We start from the raw sequence: 15,197 nt of genomic DNA on the forward strand, positions 1-15,197 counted from the left end.
GCATCGTGAAATACGTTTCATCTGGACTAGATATCCACATCGGCGATCATGTTATCGTCGAGGGGGACGTTGCAGGCCTTGTCGTGTGTGATTTCGACAAGCACCAATGTGTAGATGGGTATGACGACTGGCTTATCGATCAAGAGTTGGTCGGAGGCGGAAAAATGTCAGAAGGTATTCTTGTGGAAACAAAGGCGCTCGGATTTCTTTACTACTCTAGTGAAGATGATGAGATAGTGAAGGACCCGAAATTTAGCGATGCGAAATGATATTTTCTAAATATCACGACGACAGTCGAGTAACAATTGACAAAGAATGACGTATTGAGTTGGCAAAATGCAACCCATCATTCGTAAGGGCGACTTGACGGATCACGGTGGTGTCGTGCTCGATGGCTTCGGAGGCATGGATCTCAGTGGTCAGCCGGCGGCTGGCGTTGGCCACATGGTCAGCTGTCCGAAATGTAAAGGTATATTCCCGATCATTCAGGGATCGAGCCAGTATTCGATTGAAGGTCGCGCTGTCGCCCTGCATGGCATGAAGACCGCCTGTGGCGCATCACTAATCGCCAGTCAGCAGCAGTTTCTCGCGGATAAGTAAAATGTCCCCCTTTTTGGTTCATCAACGGTAGAAAGAGGACACCGCACGCTAGTTTCCTGCACCTTTCATAACTGAGATCGCTGTAGCTTGGCGAGCAAGTGCATACGCTTGTCATGACAGAGCTGCTCTCCTTACGGTTAAACGCAAAGATCAACAACCTAGCCGGCACGACCGAGAGCTATTTCACTCTCCTCTTAGCAAATTTCTTGCTTCCGGAAGCAAAACAGATACGAAATCATCGTATCTACGATCGTAGTCTTCATCCTCGTCGAGGTATCCCATGAATCGCTCAACGGTGGCAGCCTGCCGATCGGTTGTCGGAGGTTGGTATGCCTTCCAAGCCAAGAGAAACAATCGTCGCAACGGATGATTTCCGCCTCGCCCTCGGTTTAGCGCAGCCGCCAACACGTCATATGACGAGGGCAACCCACTGGACACTGGGCGCTGGTATTTGAACGATAGCAACACTGGAAGTACGCCCTTGGGATTCCAAAAATCCTAAGCCAGTCCCGGAGCAAACTCCTCTCGCCAAAAGCGGTATCGCGTCAAACGATAGGCCGCGCCAAACACGCCATCACGCAAGTCTCCCGAAGCGCCCCATGAATACGTATTGTCTAGTGGCATCCGAGTACTGATCGACGCGATGCCCTTCCTTTGGCGGTGCTTGCCGCTAGGGGTCTGCATGTGAGTGCTTTACATCGTTGTGCCGAACTTGCGATCCGCAGTCACCCTCACCGCACGGTGGACTCCGCCAGCACACTAGGAAGTCGCGCCAAAACGACAAAGCCGGCACATGGCCGGCTTTGTCGTTGAAGCATAAGATCGCACTTTGTCAGAGAAGCATATCTTTGCACTCAAGGCAAAATTATCCTTCCTGTCTCAGCGACCGAGCCCTTCGGATTCCGTTGGTGGAGCGGAGGAGGATCGAACTCCCGACCTTCGCATTGCGAACGCGACGCTCTCCCAGCTGAGCTACCGCCCCAACAGACAACCATCATACACATGCATTTCCGCGCTTGGCAATAGGGCTTGCGTCACCCCCGGCGCGTCACTTCGACGGCGCGCCGGCCAGCACCCAATCGACCACGGAACGCAGATCCGCGTCGCTCAGGCGCGGGTGCCCCGGCATCGGAATCGCGCCCCAGACGCCGGAGCCGCCGTCCTTCACCTTCTTCGACAGCTTCGCAACGGCCTGCGGATCGGACTTGTAGCGGGCGGCGATGTCCTTGAACGACGGGCCGACAAGCTTGCGGTCCACCGCGTGGCAGCCCATGCACGCATTGCTGCGCGCGACCTTCAGGCCATCACCGACGTCCGCGTGCGCGGTGCCGAGTGCGCCGGCCGCAAGCGCCGCGGCCGCGGCGCCCTGCACGAACCACTGCCTGATTCTGATCTGCATCGACTTCATTGCGGCGTTGCCTTCGGGTTGCCCGGATGCACGCTCGACGAATTCGAGATCGGCGCGGGCGGTTGCAGCGGGGCGGACTGCACCGATGCATCGGGCACCGCACCGACCGTCGCGGCATCCGCGGGCGCGGCGGCGGCCTGCGCGTCGGACGCAGTGCTCGGCGACGCAGCCTGCAACGCCTGCGCGTCCTGCGGCTTGATGTACTGGAACACCTTCACGACCTTCTCGACGCCCGGCACCTGGCTCGCCGCAGCCGCGCCGCGGTTGCCTTCGTCGACCGTCACGAGACCCAGCAGGTAGATGTTGCCGCGCTCGCTGACGACCTTGTAGTAGTTCGCCGACAGCCCCTTCGTCGCGATCAGCTCGGACTTCACGCGCCCTTCGAGGTACGAGTCGTTCGCGCGCGACGACAGCGACGATGCCGGCTCGACCGACAGCTCGTTGACGATCGCGCTCACGTTGTTGATGCCGCGCACGATTTCCTCCGCGCGCTGCTTCGATGCGTCGTTCGGCACTTCACCCGTCAGCAGCACGCGACGGTTGAACACCGTGACGTTCACGTGCGACTGGTCCGGCAGCCCGTTGTTGATCTGCGTGAGCGACTTGACCTGGATCTCGCGATCCTCGGTCTGCGCGCCGAGCGTACGGCGATCGGTCGCGATCAGCGCGCCGCCGCCGGCCGCCGCACCCAGCACGCCGAGCACGCAGCCCTGCAGCGACATCGCGAGGCCCGCCGTCAGCGCGGCGAGCAACGTGGTTCTGACGAGCGTCTGTTTGACGCGGCTTTGATTCATCGACGGCTCTCCTTCGTTCAATCCTCACCCAGCAGCATCGCGTCGATGCCGTCGCACAGGCAGTGGATGGTCAGCAGATGGACTTCGTGGACGTGCGCCGCACGCGAGGCGGGCACGCTGATTGGAATATCGGTATCGGACAGCGCGGCCGCGACGGCGTGGCCGTCGCCGCCCGTGAGCGCGACGACGGTCATCTCGCGCTCGTGCGCCTCGTCGATCGCGGCCAGCACGCGCGGCGACGCCCCGCTCGCGTCGAGCACCAGCAGGATGTCGCCGGTCTGCCCGAGCACGCGCACCTGCTGCGCGAACAGCTGATCGGCAGCGGCTGCGCCAGTGAGGCCGCCCTGCGACGCATCAGTGGCCAGCGCGATCGCCGGCAGGCCCGGACGCTCGCGCTCGAAGCCGCCAACGAGCGACACGGCGAGGTAGTGCGCGGCGGCGGCCGACAGGCCGTCACCGCATGCAACGATCTTGTTGCCGTTCGCCAGCGCGGCGAACATCGCGTCGACCGCGGCTGCGATCGGCAGCGACAGCGCGTCGGCCGCTTCGGCGTGAAGCGCGGCGCTGTCGCGAAAATGTTGCTGAATACGTTCGACTGACATCGATTCCTGGTGAACTGGGCGCGTGGCACGCAGCACGCAACGTCATGGGTGCGGCGAGTTTACCGCACTCCGGCACCGTCTCCAGCGGTATGGCAAGAACTCTTTACATCTCGTCACAGCTCGCGGCTACACATCGTCGGCACGAAATGCGTCATGCAGCCACTCGAGCCGGCCGGCCTCGAACGCGACGACGTCGAAACGGCACGCGGCGCCCTTGCCGTGCCGCACCCAGAAATGAAGCGCGGCCTTGACCAGACGACGCCGCTTGCGCCAGCCGACGCTCGCGGCCGCGCCGCCGTGCCGAGTGCTGCGCCGCGCGCGCACCTCAACGAACACGAGCGTGCCGTCGGGCGTGCGCATCACGAGATCGAGCTCGCCGCCGCGCATCGTCACGTTGGCCGCGACGAACGCGAGACCGCGGCGTTCAAGGAACTGCCGCGCGCGCTGCTCGAACGTCGCGCCCACCGATCTGGATCCCGCCGCGCCGGAAAAGTTGCCGCCGCCGTGCGGCAAACCGCGCCCGCTAGCCGGCGCGGCCGGCGCCGCGTGGCACAATGCCGTCCTTGTTCCGCTTGCGCCGCGATTGCGCGCATTGCCTGCCATGACTGCCCTCCTCGAACTCGCGCAAACGCAGCACTACCCGAACGCCGCGCTCTACGTGGTCGCGACGCCGATCGGCAACACCGCCGACATCACGCTGCGCGCGCTGCACGTGCTCGGCCTCGCCGACCGCATCGCGGCCGAAGACACCCGCAACACCGGCCAGCTGCTGGCCCGCTACGGAATCTCGAAACCGCTCGTCGCCGTGCACGAGCACAACGAACGCGAAGCGGCGCTGCGCATGATCGAACTGCTGCGTGCCGGCGAACGGGTCGCGTACGTGTCGGACGCCGGCACGCCCGGCATTTCGGACCCGGGCGCGCGGCTCGTCGACGCCGTGCGCGCGGCCGGCTTCCCGGTGATTCCGCTGCCGGGCGCGAGCGCGGCCGTGACCGCGCTGAGCGTGGCGGGCGACTGGGCCGGCGCGTTCACGTTCGCGGGCTTCCTGCCGCCGAAGGCGAAGCAGCGCGCGAACGCGCTGCAGGCGCTCGCGCGACACCCGTACGCGCTGGTGTTCTACGAAGCGCCGCACCGGATCGCCGACACCGTCACCGCCCTCGCCGACGCGTTCGGCCCCGCGCGCCGGCTGCTGATTGCACGCGAGCTCACCAAGCTACACGAGCAACTGTTCCAGGGCACCCTGGCCGAAGGACAGAGCTGGCTCGACGGCGATGCGAACCGGCAGCGCGGCGAGTTCGTGCTGGTCGTCGAAGGCGCGCCGGCCGACAGCGGCGAAGCCGACGACACCGCGCACGACGCGCTGCTCAAGCTGTTGCTGGAAGAAGTGCCGGTGAAGAGCGCGGCGAAGCTCGCGGCCGCGCTGACGGGCGCGTCGCGCAACACGCTGTATGCGCGCGCGCTCGCGCTGAAGGAAGGCTCGAAGGAAGACTGACAGGCGAGCGCGGGCGGCACTTGCCGCCACGCCAGCGAAAACGCAAAAGGGCTGCCCGAAGGCAGCCCTTTTTGCATCAGCGGACGAACCGCCGCGTTACTTCGTCGACAGCGACGCGAGCATTTCGTCGCGTGCTTCACGTGCTTCCTGCGGCGACAGCCCTTCGATCTTCACGCGACCCGTGCCGGAGTGCACGAGACCGATCATCCTGGCAGCCGCATACGACAGGTCGAGCACGCGGCCGCGCTTGTACGGCCCGCGATCGTTGACCTTCACGACGACCCACTTGCCGGTCGACGAATTCGTCACCTTGATGTACGAGGACAGCGGCAGCGTGCGGTGCGCGGCGGTCAGCGCGTTCATGTTGAAGCGCTCGCCGTTCGCGGTGCGCCGGCCGTGGAAATCCCGGCCATACCACGATGCCCGGCCCGTCTGGCGGAAGTCGGACACGTCCTTGCCGTCGATCGGCTCGGCGTCCGCCAGCGACGACTTCTTCGCGTCCTTGCTGTCGGCAGCCGGCATCGATGCCAGCGCGGAATCGAAACTCAGTTGCTGCTTGTCGTCGTCCGCCTTGGCGGCCGCGGCCGTCTTGCTGACCGCGCTCTTCTGGTTGATGCTGCTGGTCGTCTGGCTGGATGGCACCGCACAGCCCGTCAGCGCGAAAAATAATGCAATGGTCCCGAATCGAGTCGGAAAACGTAAATTCATCGACGTGTCGCCTTGTGGTTCGGGCCGCACCGATACAACGCTGCTCAACAACGCGGATACACGGCCCGGACGGCAAATGCGGGCACGCCCCGCTCGGATGCGAGCAGGCGGCTAGCATGGGCGCGGCTTTCGTCTCTGCCGCAACCGTCCTGATTAGTTTTCACGTCTGGCGCAACCTGTCCCCGGCAGCCTGACCAGACCCCACATGCCGCCATCGAACATGGCTCTCACGTTCGCGCGCGTCGCATACAGCCAACGCACAGGAACGGCGGCACAGGCCTCATCCGGCGGCGCGGCAGCAAGGCCGCAGACGGGCGCGCAGCACCCGGCCGGACAAGACGTGAGCACCGAATGCTCGGTGCTGGATACACCGCCGGACTCCCCGGCGGTCGATGCTTGACGGTGAATCCGACGCCCTCATTTAACGGGGCCGAAACACCAGCGAATTGCGTGAAATTCACGCGCAATGGGCGGCATTATACATAAATCAAAACGTCATCTCGAAAAGGCCCCCGCCCGGACCATTGATTCTCTCTATGGCGGCAACAATCGGGATGCTCCGGGATTGCCCGCACGCGCGCGTCCGACGCTGCACCGCACGAGCGGCGGGCCGCGCGCGCGACCGGTACAATCGCTCCTTTTAGCCGCCGGTGTCTCCATGAAAGTCACGCTCATTCCGGTCACGCCGTTCCAGCAGAACTGCTCGCTGATCGTCTGCGAAAAGACCGGCCGCGCCGCCGTCATCGATCCGGGCGGCGATCTCGAACGGATCGAAGAGGAGATCGCGCGGCAGAACGTGCAGCTCGAGAAGGTGCTGCTCACGCACGGCCACATCGATCACTGCGGAGGCGCGAAGGCGCTCGCGACGCGCTACGGCGTGCCGATCGTCGGGCCTCAGGAAGACGAGCGCTTCTGGATCGAGCAGCTGCCGACGCAGAGCCAGCGCTTCGGCTTCCCGGCCGCCGAAACGTTCGAGCCGGACCACTGGCTGAACGACGGCGACACCGTGCAGGTCGGCGACGAGACGCTCGAGGTCTATCACTGCCCGGGCCACACGCCCGGCCACGTCGTGTTCTTCAGCCGCGCGCATCGCGTCGCGATCGTCGGCGACGTGCTGTTCGCCGGCTCGATCGGCCGCACCGATTTCCCGCGCGGCAACCACGCGGACCTCGTGCGCTCGATCAAGGAGAAGCTGTGGCCGCTCGGCGACGACGTCACGTTCGTCCCAGGCCACGGCCCGGTGTCGACCTTCGGCGACGAACGCCGCACGAATCCGTTCGTGTCCGACAAGGTGTTCGGATGAACCAGACCGCCATTCCCGAAATCTACGTCAGCACCGACGTCGAGGCCGACGGCCCGATTCCCGGCCCGCACTCGATGCTGAGCTTCGCATCGGCCGCCTATACCGAGGACAAGCAGCTGATCGCGACGTTCTCCGCGAACCTCGAGACGCTGCCCGGCGCTCACGCCCATCCGGTGCAGGAAGCGTGGTGGAAGACCGAACCGCAAGCGTGGGCCGCGTGCCGGCGCGACCTGCAGGCGCCCGAGGCCGCGCTCGTCGCGTACGTCGAGTGGGTCGAGGCGCTGCCGGGCAAGCCGGTGTTCGTCGCGATGCCGGCCGGCTTCGATTTCACGTTCATGTTCTGGTACATGATGCGCTTCACCGGGCGCTGCCCGTTCTCGTGGTCGGCGCTCGACATCAAGACGCTCGCGTTCGCGATGACGGGCCTGCCGTACCGCAAGGCGATCAAGCCGCGCTTTCCGAAGCATTGGTTCGACGATCATCCGCACACGCACGTCGCGCTCGACGATGCGATCGAGCAAGGCACGCTGTTCTGCAACATGCTCGCCGACCTGCGCCGTCAGCAGGCGGCGCTCGCGGGCCTCGCGGTATCCGATACCGACCGGTCGGAACAGGCGGGTGCGGGACAAAACCCCACGGATCCGCGCGCAAATTAGAGAATCCCGCTCACCGGCACGCCGCCAGATTGCCTTTCCTTTCCCGGCCCTCTAACATTGAGCATGTTGTAGCTGCCGCATGGAGGCGCAGGTGACGCTCGATTCCTTTTCGCAAAAAATCCTTCGCCTGTTGCAGCTCGACGCGCGCCGTTCCGTACAGGAAATCTCCGACCAGGTCGGCCTGTCGAGCACACCGTGCTGGCGCCGCATCAAGGACATGGAACAGTCCGGCGTGATCCAGCGCTACACCGCGCTGCTCGATCGCGAGAAGCTCGGCCTGCACGTGTGCGCGCTTGCGCACGTGCACCTGACCCGCCACAACGAAGGCGGCGTCGAGCAGTTCGAGCGCGAAATCGCGACCTGCCCCGAAGTGACCGAGTGCTACAGCACGACGGGCGAAGCCGATTACATCCTCAAGATCGTCGCGCCCGACATCAAGGCCTACGACGTCTTCCTGCACGAACGGATCTTCAAGATTCCGGCCGTGTCGCAGGTGCGCACGAGCGTCGTGCTGCGCGAAATCAAGTTCGACACGCAGTTGCCGCTGTAACGCGCGGCCCGCGGCCGCCCGCGCCGCTCACGGCTGCGCGGGCAGCCCGCGCGTGAATCCGATCCGGCGCGCGCCGAACTGGCGCTTGAGCGTGTCGACATCGAGCCGGCCGGCCAGCGCCGCGTCGGTGTCGCCTGCGCCGGCGTCCAGCGTCACGTCGATCTCGAGCCCCGTACTCAGGTAGTGCAGGTTGATCGCGGCCGGATGCAGCCCGCGCTGCGCGAGTGCGGCCTCGAGCCGCGTCGCGATCTCGGCGCGCGGCGGCAACGCGAGCGCCGGACGGCGCGCCACGTCGTTCTCCGGGTCGACGTGGATCAGCGCGTCGAGCACGCGCGGGTCGCGCAGCACGCGCGCACGCGCGGTTTCCGCGATGTAGTGCCCTTCGGATACGGAGATCATCGGATCGACGAGGATGTGCGCGTCGACGAGCGCTGCATCGCCCATCTTGCGCGTGCGCAACTCGTGCACGTCGCGCACGCCCGGCGTGGCGACGAGCAGCGCACGGATCTCGGCCGACGCGGACGTGTCGAGCGCGCGATCCGACAGGTCCTGCAACGCGTCATAGCCGAACGTCCAGCCCATGCGCGCGACCATGAAGCCGACGATCGCGGCGGCGATCGGGTCGAGCAGCCGCACGCCGGCGAGGCTGCCGACGATGCCGATCGCGACGACGAGCGACGATGCGGCGTCCGAGCGCGCATGCCACGCATTCGCGACGAGCATCGCCGAGCGCACGCGCCGCGCCTCGCGCAGCATGTAGCGGAACAGCGCCTCTTTCGACACGAGCACGGTCAGCGCGACGATCAGTGCCGAAAAATGGACGGCCGGGATGTTCTCGAGGTTCACGAGACGGTTGCCGGCGCGCCAGAGCATGCCGATACCGACCGCGATCAGGATCGCGCCGAGGAACAGCGATGCGACCGTCTCGTAGCGGCTGTGTCCGTAATTGTGATCGGCATCCGGCGATGCACCACTATGGCGATTCGCAACCAGTACGACAAAATCCGAGATCAAATCGGAAATCGAATGGACGCCATCGGCAATCAATGCCTGCGAATGCGCAACCACACCCACGGCGATCTGAAACGTCGCAAGCACCACATTCAGCACGATACTGACGAGGGTGCTCTTGCGCGCCACCGTGTGCTTATCCGCGCTTTGCGCGTCGCCAGAAAACGTGGACATGAAATACGAGATATCGGTTGAGATATGGAATTCTATCAAACGGCGCCCGCGCGGCATTCGAGTAACACGAAATTTTCCATTTAAATCAACCGCTTATGCGAACGGGTCGCATTTTCATTCACGCACGCTTTCTGACATTTTCATGACAATCGCGCAACCACTCGGATGCCACAATGCAAAAAGCCGCGCTCCTCGACGGACACGCGGCTCTTTTTGAGGCGACGACTTAAACAGATGTTTAAATCGTGAACTGTTCGCGGTTCTTGCCGGCGATCCAGCGCGGCGGCTTGCCGCGGCCCGACCACGTCGCGCCCGTTTCCGGATCGCGGTACTTCGCGGCCACGCCTGCGCGCGGGCGACCAACCTTGCCTGCCTTCGCGCGGTTGAGGCCGAGTTCGGCGAGCGAAAAGCCGTAGTCGGCAATTTTCTGCTTCACGTCATTCAGCACTTCGGCGTATTCGCGCGACTTCGCTTCTTCGATTTGCTTCTCCAGCTTTTCCCGCTGGGCCAGCAGGTCCTTGTAAGAAGACATAGTTTCCCTTTCTATATGATCAATGGCGCCGGTCTCAGCCAGCTCACCATTCATGGAATATTTGTGCCTCGGATTTTCGAAGGCAGAGATTAGCACAAAAAAGATTTGATAGAAGCGGGATTCATGGAAATCCCGAGACCAATTGTAATTCACGCATGTCATTTTGACCGGCAACGGCCTTTTCTCAAATTTTCATGCGCTTGCATAGAGATTAGGACATTACCGATTCCGGTAATAGGGCTATCAACATACGCAATTACCCTGCATTCTGGAAAATCAAACCTTTCATCCCACGACAGGTTTGTGTAAATCGTATGGCGTTGTTCGCCATACAGACAAATCGGCATGCGCGGCGTCACGTCACATCCGCCGCGCATGCGATTAACCGCTCGCGCAGCGCACTGGCGTCGCCCGGCAGCGGATCGAAAGGCGTGCGGACGCGGCGGCCGTCGCAGCGCCAGTCGGCGCCGTGGCGGTCGACGCCGAGCAGGTCGAGCCCGTCGCGGCGCGCGCCGCTCGATTCGTACGCGTCCCACAACGCCCGCTCGTCGTCGAATCCGAGCGGCGGCAGTGCGTCGAGGCCCGCGCCGTCCACCCAGCCCATCCGGCCGAACCCGCCGATATAGCGCAGCCGCTCGATGTCGAGCGCCCAGAACGCGAAATCGCCGAGCGCGAGATAGCGCGCGGCGTCGGGCTCGTAGCGCGTATAGCGCGCGGCGACGTGCGGATCGTCGCCGAGCGGCACGAAGCGGCCGAGCAGCGTCGCGCGCTCGGCGTTCAGCACGTCGCCGTCCGGCGCGTCGACGACGAGAAAGCCGGCGCGCGGATCGGCGGCGAGGTTGCGCGTGTGCTCAGCGAGGCCGCTCACCAGGATCACGGGCCGATGATTCGCATCCGGGGCAAATGGCACGACCGTCGGATACGGAAAACCTTGCGGGTCGCGCGCGTGGGTTGCGAGCGTGCCGAGTGCGCAGCGGTGCAGCAGGTGCAGGGCAAGGGCTGGATCGATGTTCACGGTGACTCCTGCGGTCGGAAGGACTGGGCGGCAAGGATGGCGAAGGCGCGCAGCACCGGCAAGCTTCGGCGCACGCCGCCTGCGCATCGATGTTACCTGCGGCGGCGGCCGGCCGGGCATCGGCCGGATGGCTGATACAGGTTGCGCAGGCGAAGACCGAGATCAGCCGAATGGCCAGCGCGCCGGCAAAACCGTAAGCGATTCGATAGAATCGGACGAATCCGATGGGCGCGACGCGCCCGCGTGTCGTCCATTCAAGCGAGTTCCATGTCCGAGTCCTCCTCCCGATCGTCGTCCGACTTCGCCGCGCCACCCGACGCGCATCGCACGCTGGCCTTGCCGGTCCGCCAGCGCGCCCGCACGGCCACAATGGCGCTGTTCTTCGCCGCCGGCATGATGTACGCGTCGTGGGGCGTGCATGTGCCGACCGTACGCGACAAGTTCGCGCTGAGCCCCGGCCTGCTGTCGATCGCGCTGTTCGCGGTCGCGGGCGGCTCGATCGCCGCGATGCTGACGATCGCGCGCTGGATCGCGCGGGTCGGCTCGCGCACCGCGTGCCTCGTCGGCGGGCTCGTGATGTCCGCGTGCGCGGCGCTGATCCTCGTGGTGCCCGACTACTGGATGCTGCTCGTCGTGCTCGCGCTGTTCGGCTTCTCGATGGCGACGCTCGACGTCGCGATGAACGCCGAGGCGAGCGCGGTCGAGATCGCGCTCGGCAAGCCGATCATGTCGTCGCTGCACGGGATGTTCAGCATCGGCGGGATGTCGGGGGCGGCAGCCGGCGGCGCGCTGCTGTCGGCCGGCATGGCGCCGGCCGTGCATCTCGCGCTCGCGGCGGCCATCAACGCGGCGGTGCTGCTGGCCGCGATCCCGGCCGTGCTCCCGCACGTCCCGCATCACGAGCACGCGCACGGCGGCGGCAACCGCTGGCGCTCGGCCGCGCTGTGGATGCTCGGCGGCATCGCGTTGCTTGCGCTGATCGCCGAAGGCGCGATGTACGACTGGGCGACGGTCTACATGCGCGACGTGGTCGCGGCGAGCCCCGCGCTCGCAAGCGCCGCATATGCGGCGTTCTCCGGCGGAATGGCGATCGCGCGTTTCGCCGGCGACGCGGTGCGCGCGCGGTTCGGTGCGCCGCAACTCGTGTTCGCGAGCGCGTCGCTCGCGTGCGCCGGGATGATCGGCGCGCTGCTGCTGCCGAACCCGATCGCCGTGCTGACGGGTTTCACGCTGATGGGCCTCGGCCTCGCGAACATGATGCCCGTGCTGTTCGCCGCCGCCGCGCGCGTGAAAGGCATCCATGCGGCCGAAGGTCTCGCGCACGTGGCCGGGCTCGCGTACTTCGGACTGCTGTTCGGTCCGGTCGTGATCGGCGCGGTCGCGCAAACCGCGAACCTGACGGTCGGCCTGGCGGTCGTCGCGCTGTGCGCGGCGCTCGTCGCGGTGATCGCGCCGAAGGTGCTCGCGCATCTGAAAATCTAGCGCATGAGGCACAGGGTACGGGGCACGGCGCACACCACCCGCCGCGAACCCGCCAAAAAGAAAGCGCGCCCGCGTTGCCGCGGGCGCGCCTTCACCCCTTCTGTCGACCGCTTGTCAGCTTACATCTTCACTTCGTCGAGCAGCGTCTTCTTGCCGCTCTTGTAGTTGTACAGCGAGATCACGCCGTGCCGCAGGTCGCCCTTCGAATCGAAGGTCGTCGTGCCGATCACGCCCGTGTAGTTCGTCGCCGGCATGGCCGCGAGGATCTTCGCCGTGTCCGTCGAGTTCGCGCGCTTCATCGCGTCGGCGATGATGTACACGGCGTCATACGTGAACGGTGCGTAGATCTGGATCGGCTGGCCGAAACGCTTCTCGTACTTCGCCTTGAACGCGCCGCCGCCCGGCATCTTCTCGAGCGATGCACCGGCTTCCGAGCACACGACGTTGTCGGTCGCGTCGCCGGCCAGGTCGGCCAGCTTCTCCGTGCACACGCCGTCGCCCGCGAGGATCTTCGCGCGCAGGCCGAGCTGCTTCGCCTGTTTCGCGAACGGGCCGCCGGTGGCGTCCATGCCGCCGTACATGATCGCGTCCGGATTCTCGCCCTTGATCTTGGTCAGAATCGCGCGGAAGTCGACCGCCTTGTCGTTGGTCGCGTCGTGCGACATCACCTTCAGGCCGAGCGCCTTCGCCTTCTTCTCGAACTCGTTCGCGAGACCCTGGCCGTAGGCGGTCGAATCGTCGACCACGGCGACGCTCTTGATGCCCTTCGAGTGCGCGTAGTTCGCGAGTGCCGGGCCCTGCTGCGCATCGGTCGCCACCACGCGGTACGTGGTCTTGAAGCCTTGCTGCGTGTAGGCCGGGTTGGTCGCCGACGGCGAGATCTGCACGATGCCCGCATCGCTGTAGATCTTCGAGGCCGGGATCGACGTGCCCGAGTTCAGGTGGCCGACCACCGCGACGACCTTGTCGTCGACGAGCTTCTGCGCAACCTGCGTGGCCTGGCGCGGGTCGGCCGCGTCATCCTGCGCATCGAGTTGCAGCGTGATTTTCTGGCCGCCGACCGTGAGACCCTTGGCGTTGATCTCCTCGACTGCGAGACGTGCACCGTTTTCGTTGTCCTTCCCCAGGTGTGCAATGCCGCCCGTCAAGGGCGCGACGTGGCCGATCTTGACGACTTGATCGGCGGCCGCGTTGCTTGCAGCTGCAACGCACAGCATCGCCGCGGCGGTGATCGGCAGCAGCTTTTGCATCTTGATATTCATGTAAGTCTCCAGTTTCGGTCCCAATAAAACGCCATCGCCCGGTGCCCCGCTGCCATCCCTGTGTTTGCATCACTGGACGATTCGCCGGTTGCATCGTTCATGCACTTGGCATCAAGCACGTAAAGACAACCGCTTTTAGCGGCTCCCCGTCCGTACTTGCGCGCAAGTGTAGGTGATCAAATTAATTTGTGGGACTTTTTTGGGGTAGTGGTAACACTACCGATACGGTGCTTTGGAATGACTGCTCGAATATCGTCGCAAGCCCCGCCCGATAAGGGTTTCCGCTAATTACGGGCGGCCGGATGGAAGGTCGATTTAAAGCATTCCCGGGTCATTTCGATTCGGTATTTTGTGCCCGGGATCATTGAATGAAACGCGCGTGACAGCACGCGCGTTTCTTCATGCGACAGACACGCCGACACGAAGCGGTCACACGGGCGCGACGCCGCGTTCATGCGACGATTGCGCGCCATTCGGCGTCGAGCGCGTCGACGAGTTGCGACGTCGTCAGCGCGGCGTCGCGCCGCCGCGCGAGCGGCGCGCCCTGCCCGGCCCACAGCGACAGGTAGTCGCCGTCGTTCGCGCGCGCGGCGGCCTGGCGCAGCGGCTGGGTCAGCGCGTTCTGCACCGGATACGGTGCGGCATCGGCCACGCGTTCGCCGAGCCGCGCCATCAGCGTGTTGCGCAATCCGCGCGCATGACGCCCGGTGATCGCGCGCGTCACCTGCGTCGACGTATCGGCGCTCGCGAGCAGCCGCGCCTTCCAGTCCGCCGCGATCGCGCTTTCCGCGCACGTCAGAAACGCGGTGCCGAGTTGCGCGGCCTGCGCGCCGAGCGCGAGCGCCGCGGCGATCCCGCGGCCGTCCATGATGCCGCCCGCGGCGAGCACGGGCAGGCCGGTCGCGTCGACGAGCTGCGGCACCAGCGCGAGCGTGCCGATCAGCGCATCGTCGGCCGAGCCGATGAAGGTGCCGCGATGGCCGCCGGCTTCGGCGCCCTGCGCGGACAGCGCGTCGGCGCCGGCCGCCTGCCACGCGAGCCCTTCGGCGACGTGCGTCGCGGTGCCGATCACGTAGGTGCCGGCCGCCTTCAGGCGCGCGACGTCGGCCGCGTCGAGCACGCCGAACGTGAAGCTCGCGACCGGCACCCGCAGCGCGACGAGCGCATCGAGCTGTGCCCGGAAGTCGGGGGCGTAGCGCGCGGGCGCGGTGCCGGGCGGCAGCCCGAGCGCCGCATTCAGCGGATCGATCGCGGCGAGCGCGCGGGCGACGCTCGCCGCATCGGGCGCGACCTCGGACAACACGAACAGGTTCACGGCGAACGGCCGCGCGGTCGCCGCACGAATCGCGTCGACTTCGGTCGCGAGACGCTCCGGCTCGAACGCGCCGGCGCCGAGGCTGCCGAGCGCGCCGGCATTGGACGCGGCCGCGACCATCGCGGCCGTGGTGGCGCCGACCATCGGCGCCTGCAGGAGCGGCAGGCGCAGGCCGAAGCGTTCGGCAAACGGGGTGGAAAATGCACGGGCGGACATGGCGAATCCTTCGATGACGATGCGCGAAAGCGCTTTGTAAAAGCCGATACGTCGACTCTAGCGAAGCCGCGCAGCGC

General features: G+C 65.4%; 17 protein-coding genes and 1 tRNA gene. 7 read left to right on the forward strand and 11 right to left on the reverse strand.

The features are described from left to right. Positions 1-5: 5 nt before the first annotated feature. Both ABIC50_RS31330 and ABIC50_RS31335 read left to right on the forward strand, forming a co-directional pair. The gene (locus ABIC50_RS31330) at positions 6-269 is read left to right on the forward strand and encodes a hypothetical protein (RefSeq protein ID WP_354168655.1); all 264 of its coding nucleotides are present in this window, start codon (positions 6-8) and stop codon (positions 267-269) included. 67 nt (positions 270-336) lie between these two features. Continuing rightward, positions 337-600: a PAAR domain-containing protein gene (locus ABIC50_RS31335; RefSeq protein ID WP_085503416.1), complete on the forward strand. Its 264-nt coding sequence runs from the start codon at positions 337-339 to the stop codon at positions 598-600. A 906-nt stretch (positions 601-1,506) separates the two neighbouring features. Here ABIC50_RS31335 and ABIC50_RS31340 read toward each other — a convergent pair. From ABIC50_RS31340 to ABIC50_RS31360, 5 genes are all read right to left on the reverse strand, one after another. Continuing rightward, positions 1,507-1,582, reverse strand: a tRNA-Ala gene (locus ABIC50_RS31340). Between the two features lie 66 nt (positions 1,583-1,648). After that, positions 1,649-2,008 carry a c-type cytochrome gene (locus ABIC50_RS31345; RefSeq protein WP_354168656.1) on the reverse strand — a complete coding sequence of 120 codons (360 nt, stop codon included), beginning with the start codon at positions 2,006-2,008 and terminating at the stop codon, positions 1,649-1,651. Next, a complete protein-coding gene (locus ABIC50_RS31350) occupies positions 2,005-2,802 on the reverse strand; it encodes a BON domain-containing protein (protein ID WP_105832061.1) in 798 nt (265 codons plus the stop codon). The genes ABIC50_RS31345 and ABIC50_RS31350 overlap by 4 nt, the downstream gene beginning before the upstream one ends. Positions 2,803-2,819: 17 nt before the next feature. Next, positions 2,820-3,404 carry an SIS domain-containing protein gene (locus tag ABIC50_RS31355; RefSeq protein ID WP_105832030.1) on the reverse strand — a complete coding sequence of 195 codons (585 nt, stop codon included), beginning with the start codon at positions 3,402-3,404 and terminating at the stop codon, positions 2,820-2,822. Between the two features lie 126 nt (positions 3,405-3,530). Continuing rightward, positions 3,531-3,959, reverse strand: a complete 429-nt coding sequence (locus tag ABIC50_RS31360; RefSeq protein ID WP_011655711.1) for a YraN family protein — start codon at positions 3,957-3,959, stop codon at positions 3,531-3,533. A 46-nt stretch (positions 3,960-4,005) separates the two neighbouring features. On the opposite strand from ABIC50_RS31360, the gene rsmI reads away from it, so the two are divergent. Beyond that, positions 4,006-4,896 carry a 16S rRNA (cytidine(1402)-2'-O)-methyltransferase gene (rsmI, locus tag ABIC50_RS31365; protein WP_354168658.1) on the forward strand — a complete coding sequence of 297 codons (891 nt, stop codon included), beginning with the start codon at positions 4,006-4,008 and terminating at the stop codon, positions 4,894-4,896. A gap of 96 nt (positions 4,897-4,992) precedes the next feature. On the opposite strand, the gene ABIC50_RS31370 is transcribed toward rsmI, so the two are convergent. Then, entirely contained in the window at positions 4,993-5,604 is a 612-nt protein-coding gene (locus ABIC50_RS31370) for a septal ring lytic transglycosylase RlpA family protein (RefSeq protein WP_105832027.1), read from the reverse strand. A 658-nt stretch (positions 5,605-6,262) separates the two neighbouring features. On the opposite strand from ABIC50_RS31370, the gene ABIC50_RS31375 reads away from it, so the two are divergent. The 3 genes from ABIC50_RS31375 to ABIC50_RS31385 all read left to right on the forward strand — a co-directional run bounded on the left by ABIC50_RS31375 (position 6,263) and on the right by ABIC50_RS31385 (position 8,113). Then, the gene (locus tag ABIC50_RS31375; RefSeq protein WP_354168660.1) at positions 6,263-6,907 is read left to right on the forward strand and encodes an MBL fold metallo-hydrolase; all 645 of its coding nucleotides are present in this window, start codon (positions 6,263-6,265) and stop codon (positions 6,905-6,907) included. Next, entirely contained in the window at positions 6,904-7,563 is a 660-nt protein-coding gene (locus ABIC50_RS31380; protein WP_011655707.1) for a 3'-5' exonuclease family protein, read from the forward strand. Before ABIC50_RS31375 ends, ABIC50_RS31380 begins: the two co-directional genes overlap by 4 nt. 79 nt (positions 7,564-7,642) lie before the next feature. Further along, a complete protein-coding gene (locus ABIC50_RS31385; protein ID WP_006477376.1) occupies positions 7,643-8,113 on the forward strand; it encodes an Lrp/AsnC family transcriptional regulator in 471 nt (156 codons plus the stop codon). Positions 8,114-8,140: 27 nt separating this feature from the next. Here ABIC50_RS31385 and ABIC50_RS31390 read toward each other — a convergent pair whose 3' ends face one another. The 3 genes from ABIC50_RS31390 to ABIC50_RS31400 all read right to left on the reverse strand — a co-directional run bounded on the left by ABIC50_RS31390 (position 8,141) and on the right by ABIC50_RS31400 (position 10,845). After that, the gene (locus ABIC50_RS31390) at positions 8,141-9,298 is read right to left on the reverse strand and encodes a cation diffusion facilitator family transporter (RefSeq protein ID WP_041489740.1); all 1,158 of its coding nucleotides are present in this window, start codon (positions 9,296-9,298) and stop codon (positions 8,141-8,143) included. Positions 9,299-9,536: 238 nt separating this feature from the next. Next, positions 9,537-9,830 (reverse strand): H-NS histone family protein, encoded by a 294-nt coding sequence (locus ABIC50_RS31395; RefSeq protein WP_011655705.1) that lies wholly within the window; start codon positions 9,828-9,830, stop codon positions 9,537-9,539. A 355-nt stretch (positions 9,831-10,185) separates the two neighbouring features. After that, positions 10,186-10,845: a HugZ family pyridoxamine 5'-phosphate oxidase gene (locus tag ABIC50_RS31400; RefSeq protein ID WP_354168662.1), complete on the reverse strand. Its 660-nt coding sequence runs from the start codon at positions 10,843-10,845 to the stop codon at positions 10,186-10,188. A gap of 267 nt (positions 10,846-11,112) precedes the next feature. Here ABIC50_RS31400 and ABIC50_RS31405 point away from each other — a divergent pair, with 267 nt between their 5' ends. Continuing rightward, positions 11,113-12,327, forward strand: coding sequence for an MFS transporter (locus ABIC50_RS31405; protein WP_354168664.1), 1,215 nt, complete (start codon positions 11,113-11,115; stop codon positions 12,325-12,327). A gap of 119 nt (positions 12,328-12,446) precedes the next feature. Here the strand turns inward: ABIC50_RS31405 and ABIC50_RS31410 are convergent, their stop codons facing one another. Together ABIC50_RS31410 and ABIC50_RS31415 are read right to left on the reverse strand one after the other, a co-directional pair. Continuing rightward, on the reverse strand, positions 12,447-13,589 hold the full coding sequence (locus ABIC50_RS31410; protein WP_011655702.1) for a branched-chain amino acid ABC transporter substrate-binding protein: 1,143 nt from the start codon (positions 13,587-13,589) through the stop codon (positions 12,447-12,449). A gap of 451 nt (positions 13,590-14,040) precedes the next feature. Further along, entirely contained in the window at positions 14,041-15,120 is a 1,080-nt protein-coding gene (locus ABIC50_RS31415) for an NAD(P)H-dependent flavin oxidoreductase (protein WP_354168666.1), read from the reverse strand. Positions 15,121-15,197: the final 77 nt, after the last annotated feature.

The organism is Burkholderia sp. 567 (assembly GCF_040545115.1).
In the GTDB taxonomy this organism is placed as follows: Bacteria; Pseudomonadota; Gammaproteobacteria; order Burkholderiales; family Burkholderiaceae; genus Burkholderia; species Burkholderia ambifaria.

Excerpts from the sequence above, each read along its gene's own strand:
- ABIC50_RS31335 (WP_085503416.1), top strand. The coding sequence starts at position 337 with ATGCAACCCATCATTCGTAAGGGCGACTTGACGGATCACGGTGGTGTC.
- ABIC50_RS31345 (WP_354168656.1), bottom strand. The coding sequence starts at position 2,008 with ATGAAGTCGATGCAGATCAGAATCAGGCAGTGGTTCGTGCAGGGCGCC.
- ABIC50_RS31350 (WP_105832061.1), bottom strand. The coding sequence starts at position 2,802 with ATGAATCAAAGCCGCGTCAAACAGACGCTCGTCAGAACCACGTTGCTC.
- ABIC50_RS31355 (WP_105832030.1), bottom strand. The coding sequence starts at position 3,404 with ATGTCAGTCGAACGTATTCAGCAACATTTTCGCGACAGCGCCGCGCTT.
- rsmI (WP_354168658.1), top strand. The coding sequence starts at position 4,006 with ATGACTGCCCTCCTCGAACTCGCGCAAACGCAGCACTACCCGAACGCC.
- ABIC50_RS31370 (WP_105832027.1), bottom strand. The coding sequence starts at position 5,604 with ATGAATTTACGTTTTCCGACTCGATTCGGGACCATTGCATTATTTTTC.
- ABIC50_RS31375 (WP_354168660.1), top strand. The coding sequence starts at position 6,263 with ATGAAAGTCACGCTCATTCCGGTCACGCCGTTCCAGCAGAACTGCTCG.
- ABIC50_RS31380 (WP_011655707.1), top strand. The coding sequence starts at position 6,904 with ATGAACCAGACCGCCATTCCCGAAATCTACGTCAGCACCGACGTCGAG.
- ABIC50_RS31385 (WP_006477376.1), top strand. The coding sequence starts at position 7,643 with ATGGAGGCGCAGGTGACGCTCGATTCCTTTTCGCAAAAAATCCTTCGC.
- ABIC50_RS31390 (WP_041489740.1), bottom strand. The coding sequence starts at position 9,298 with ATGTCCACGTTTTCTGGCGACGCGCAAAGCGCGGATAAGCACACGGTG.
- ABIC50_RS31395 (WP_011655705.1), bottom strand. The coding sequence starts at position 9,830 with ATGTCTTCTTACAAGGACCTGCTGGCCCAGCGGGAAAAGCTGGAGAAG.
- ABIC50_RS31405 (WP_354168664.1), top strand. The coding sequence starts at position 11,113 with ATGTCCGAGTCCTCCTCCCGATCGTCGTCCGACTTCGCCGCGCCACCC.
- ABIC50_RS31410 (WP_011655702.1), bottom strand. The coding sequence starts at position 13,589 with ATGAATATCAAGATGCAAAAGCTGCTGCCGATCACCGCCGCGGCGATG.
- ABIC50_RS31415 (WP_354168666.1), bottom strand. The coding sequence starts at position 15,120 with ATGTCCGCCCGTGCATTTTCCACCCCGTTTGCCGAACGCTTCGGCCTG.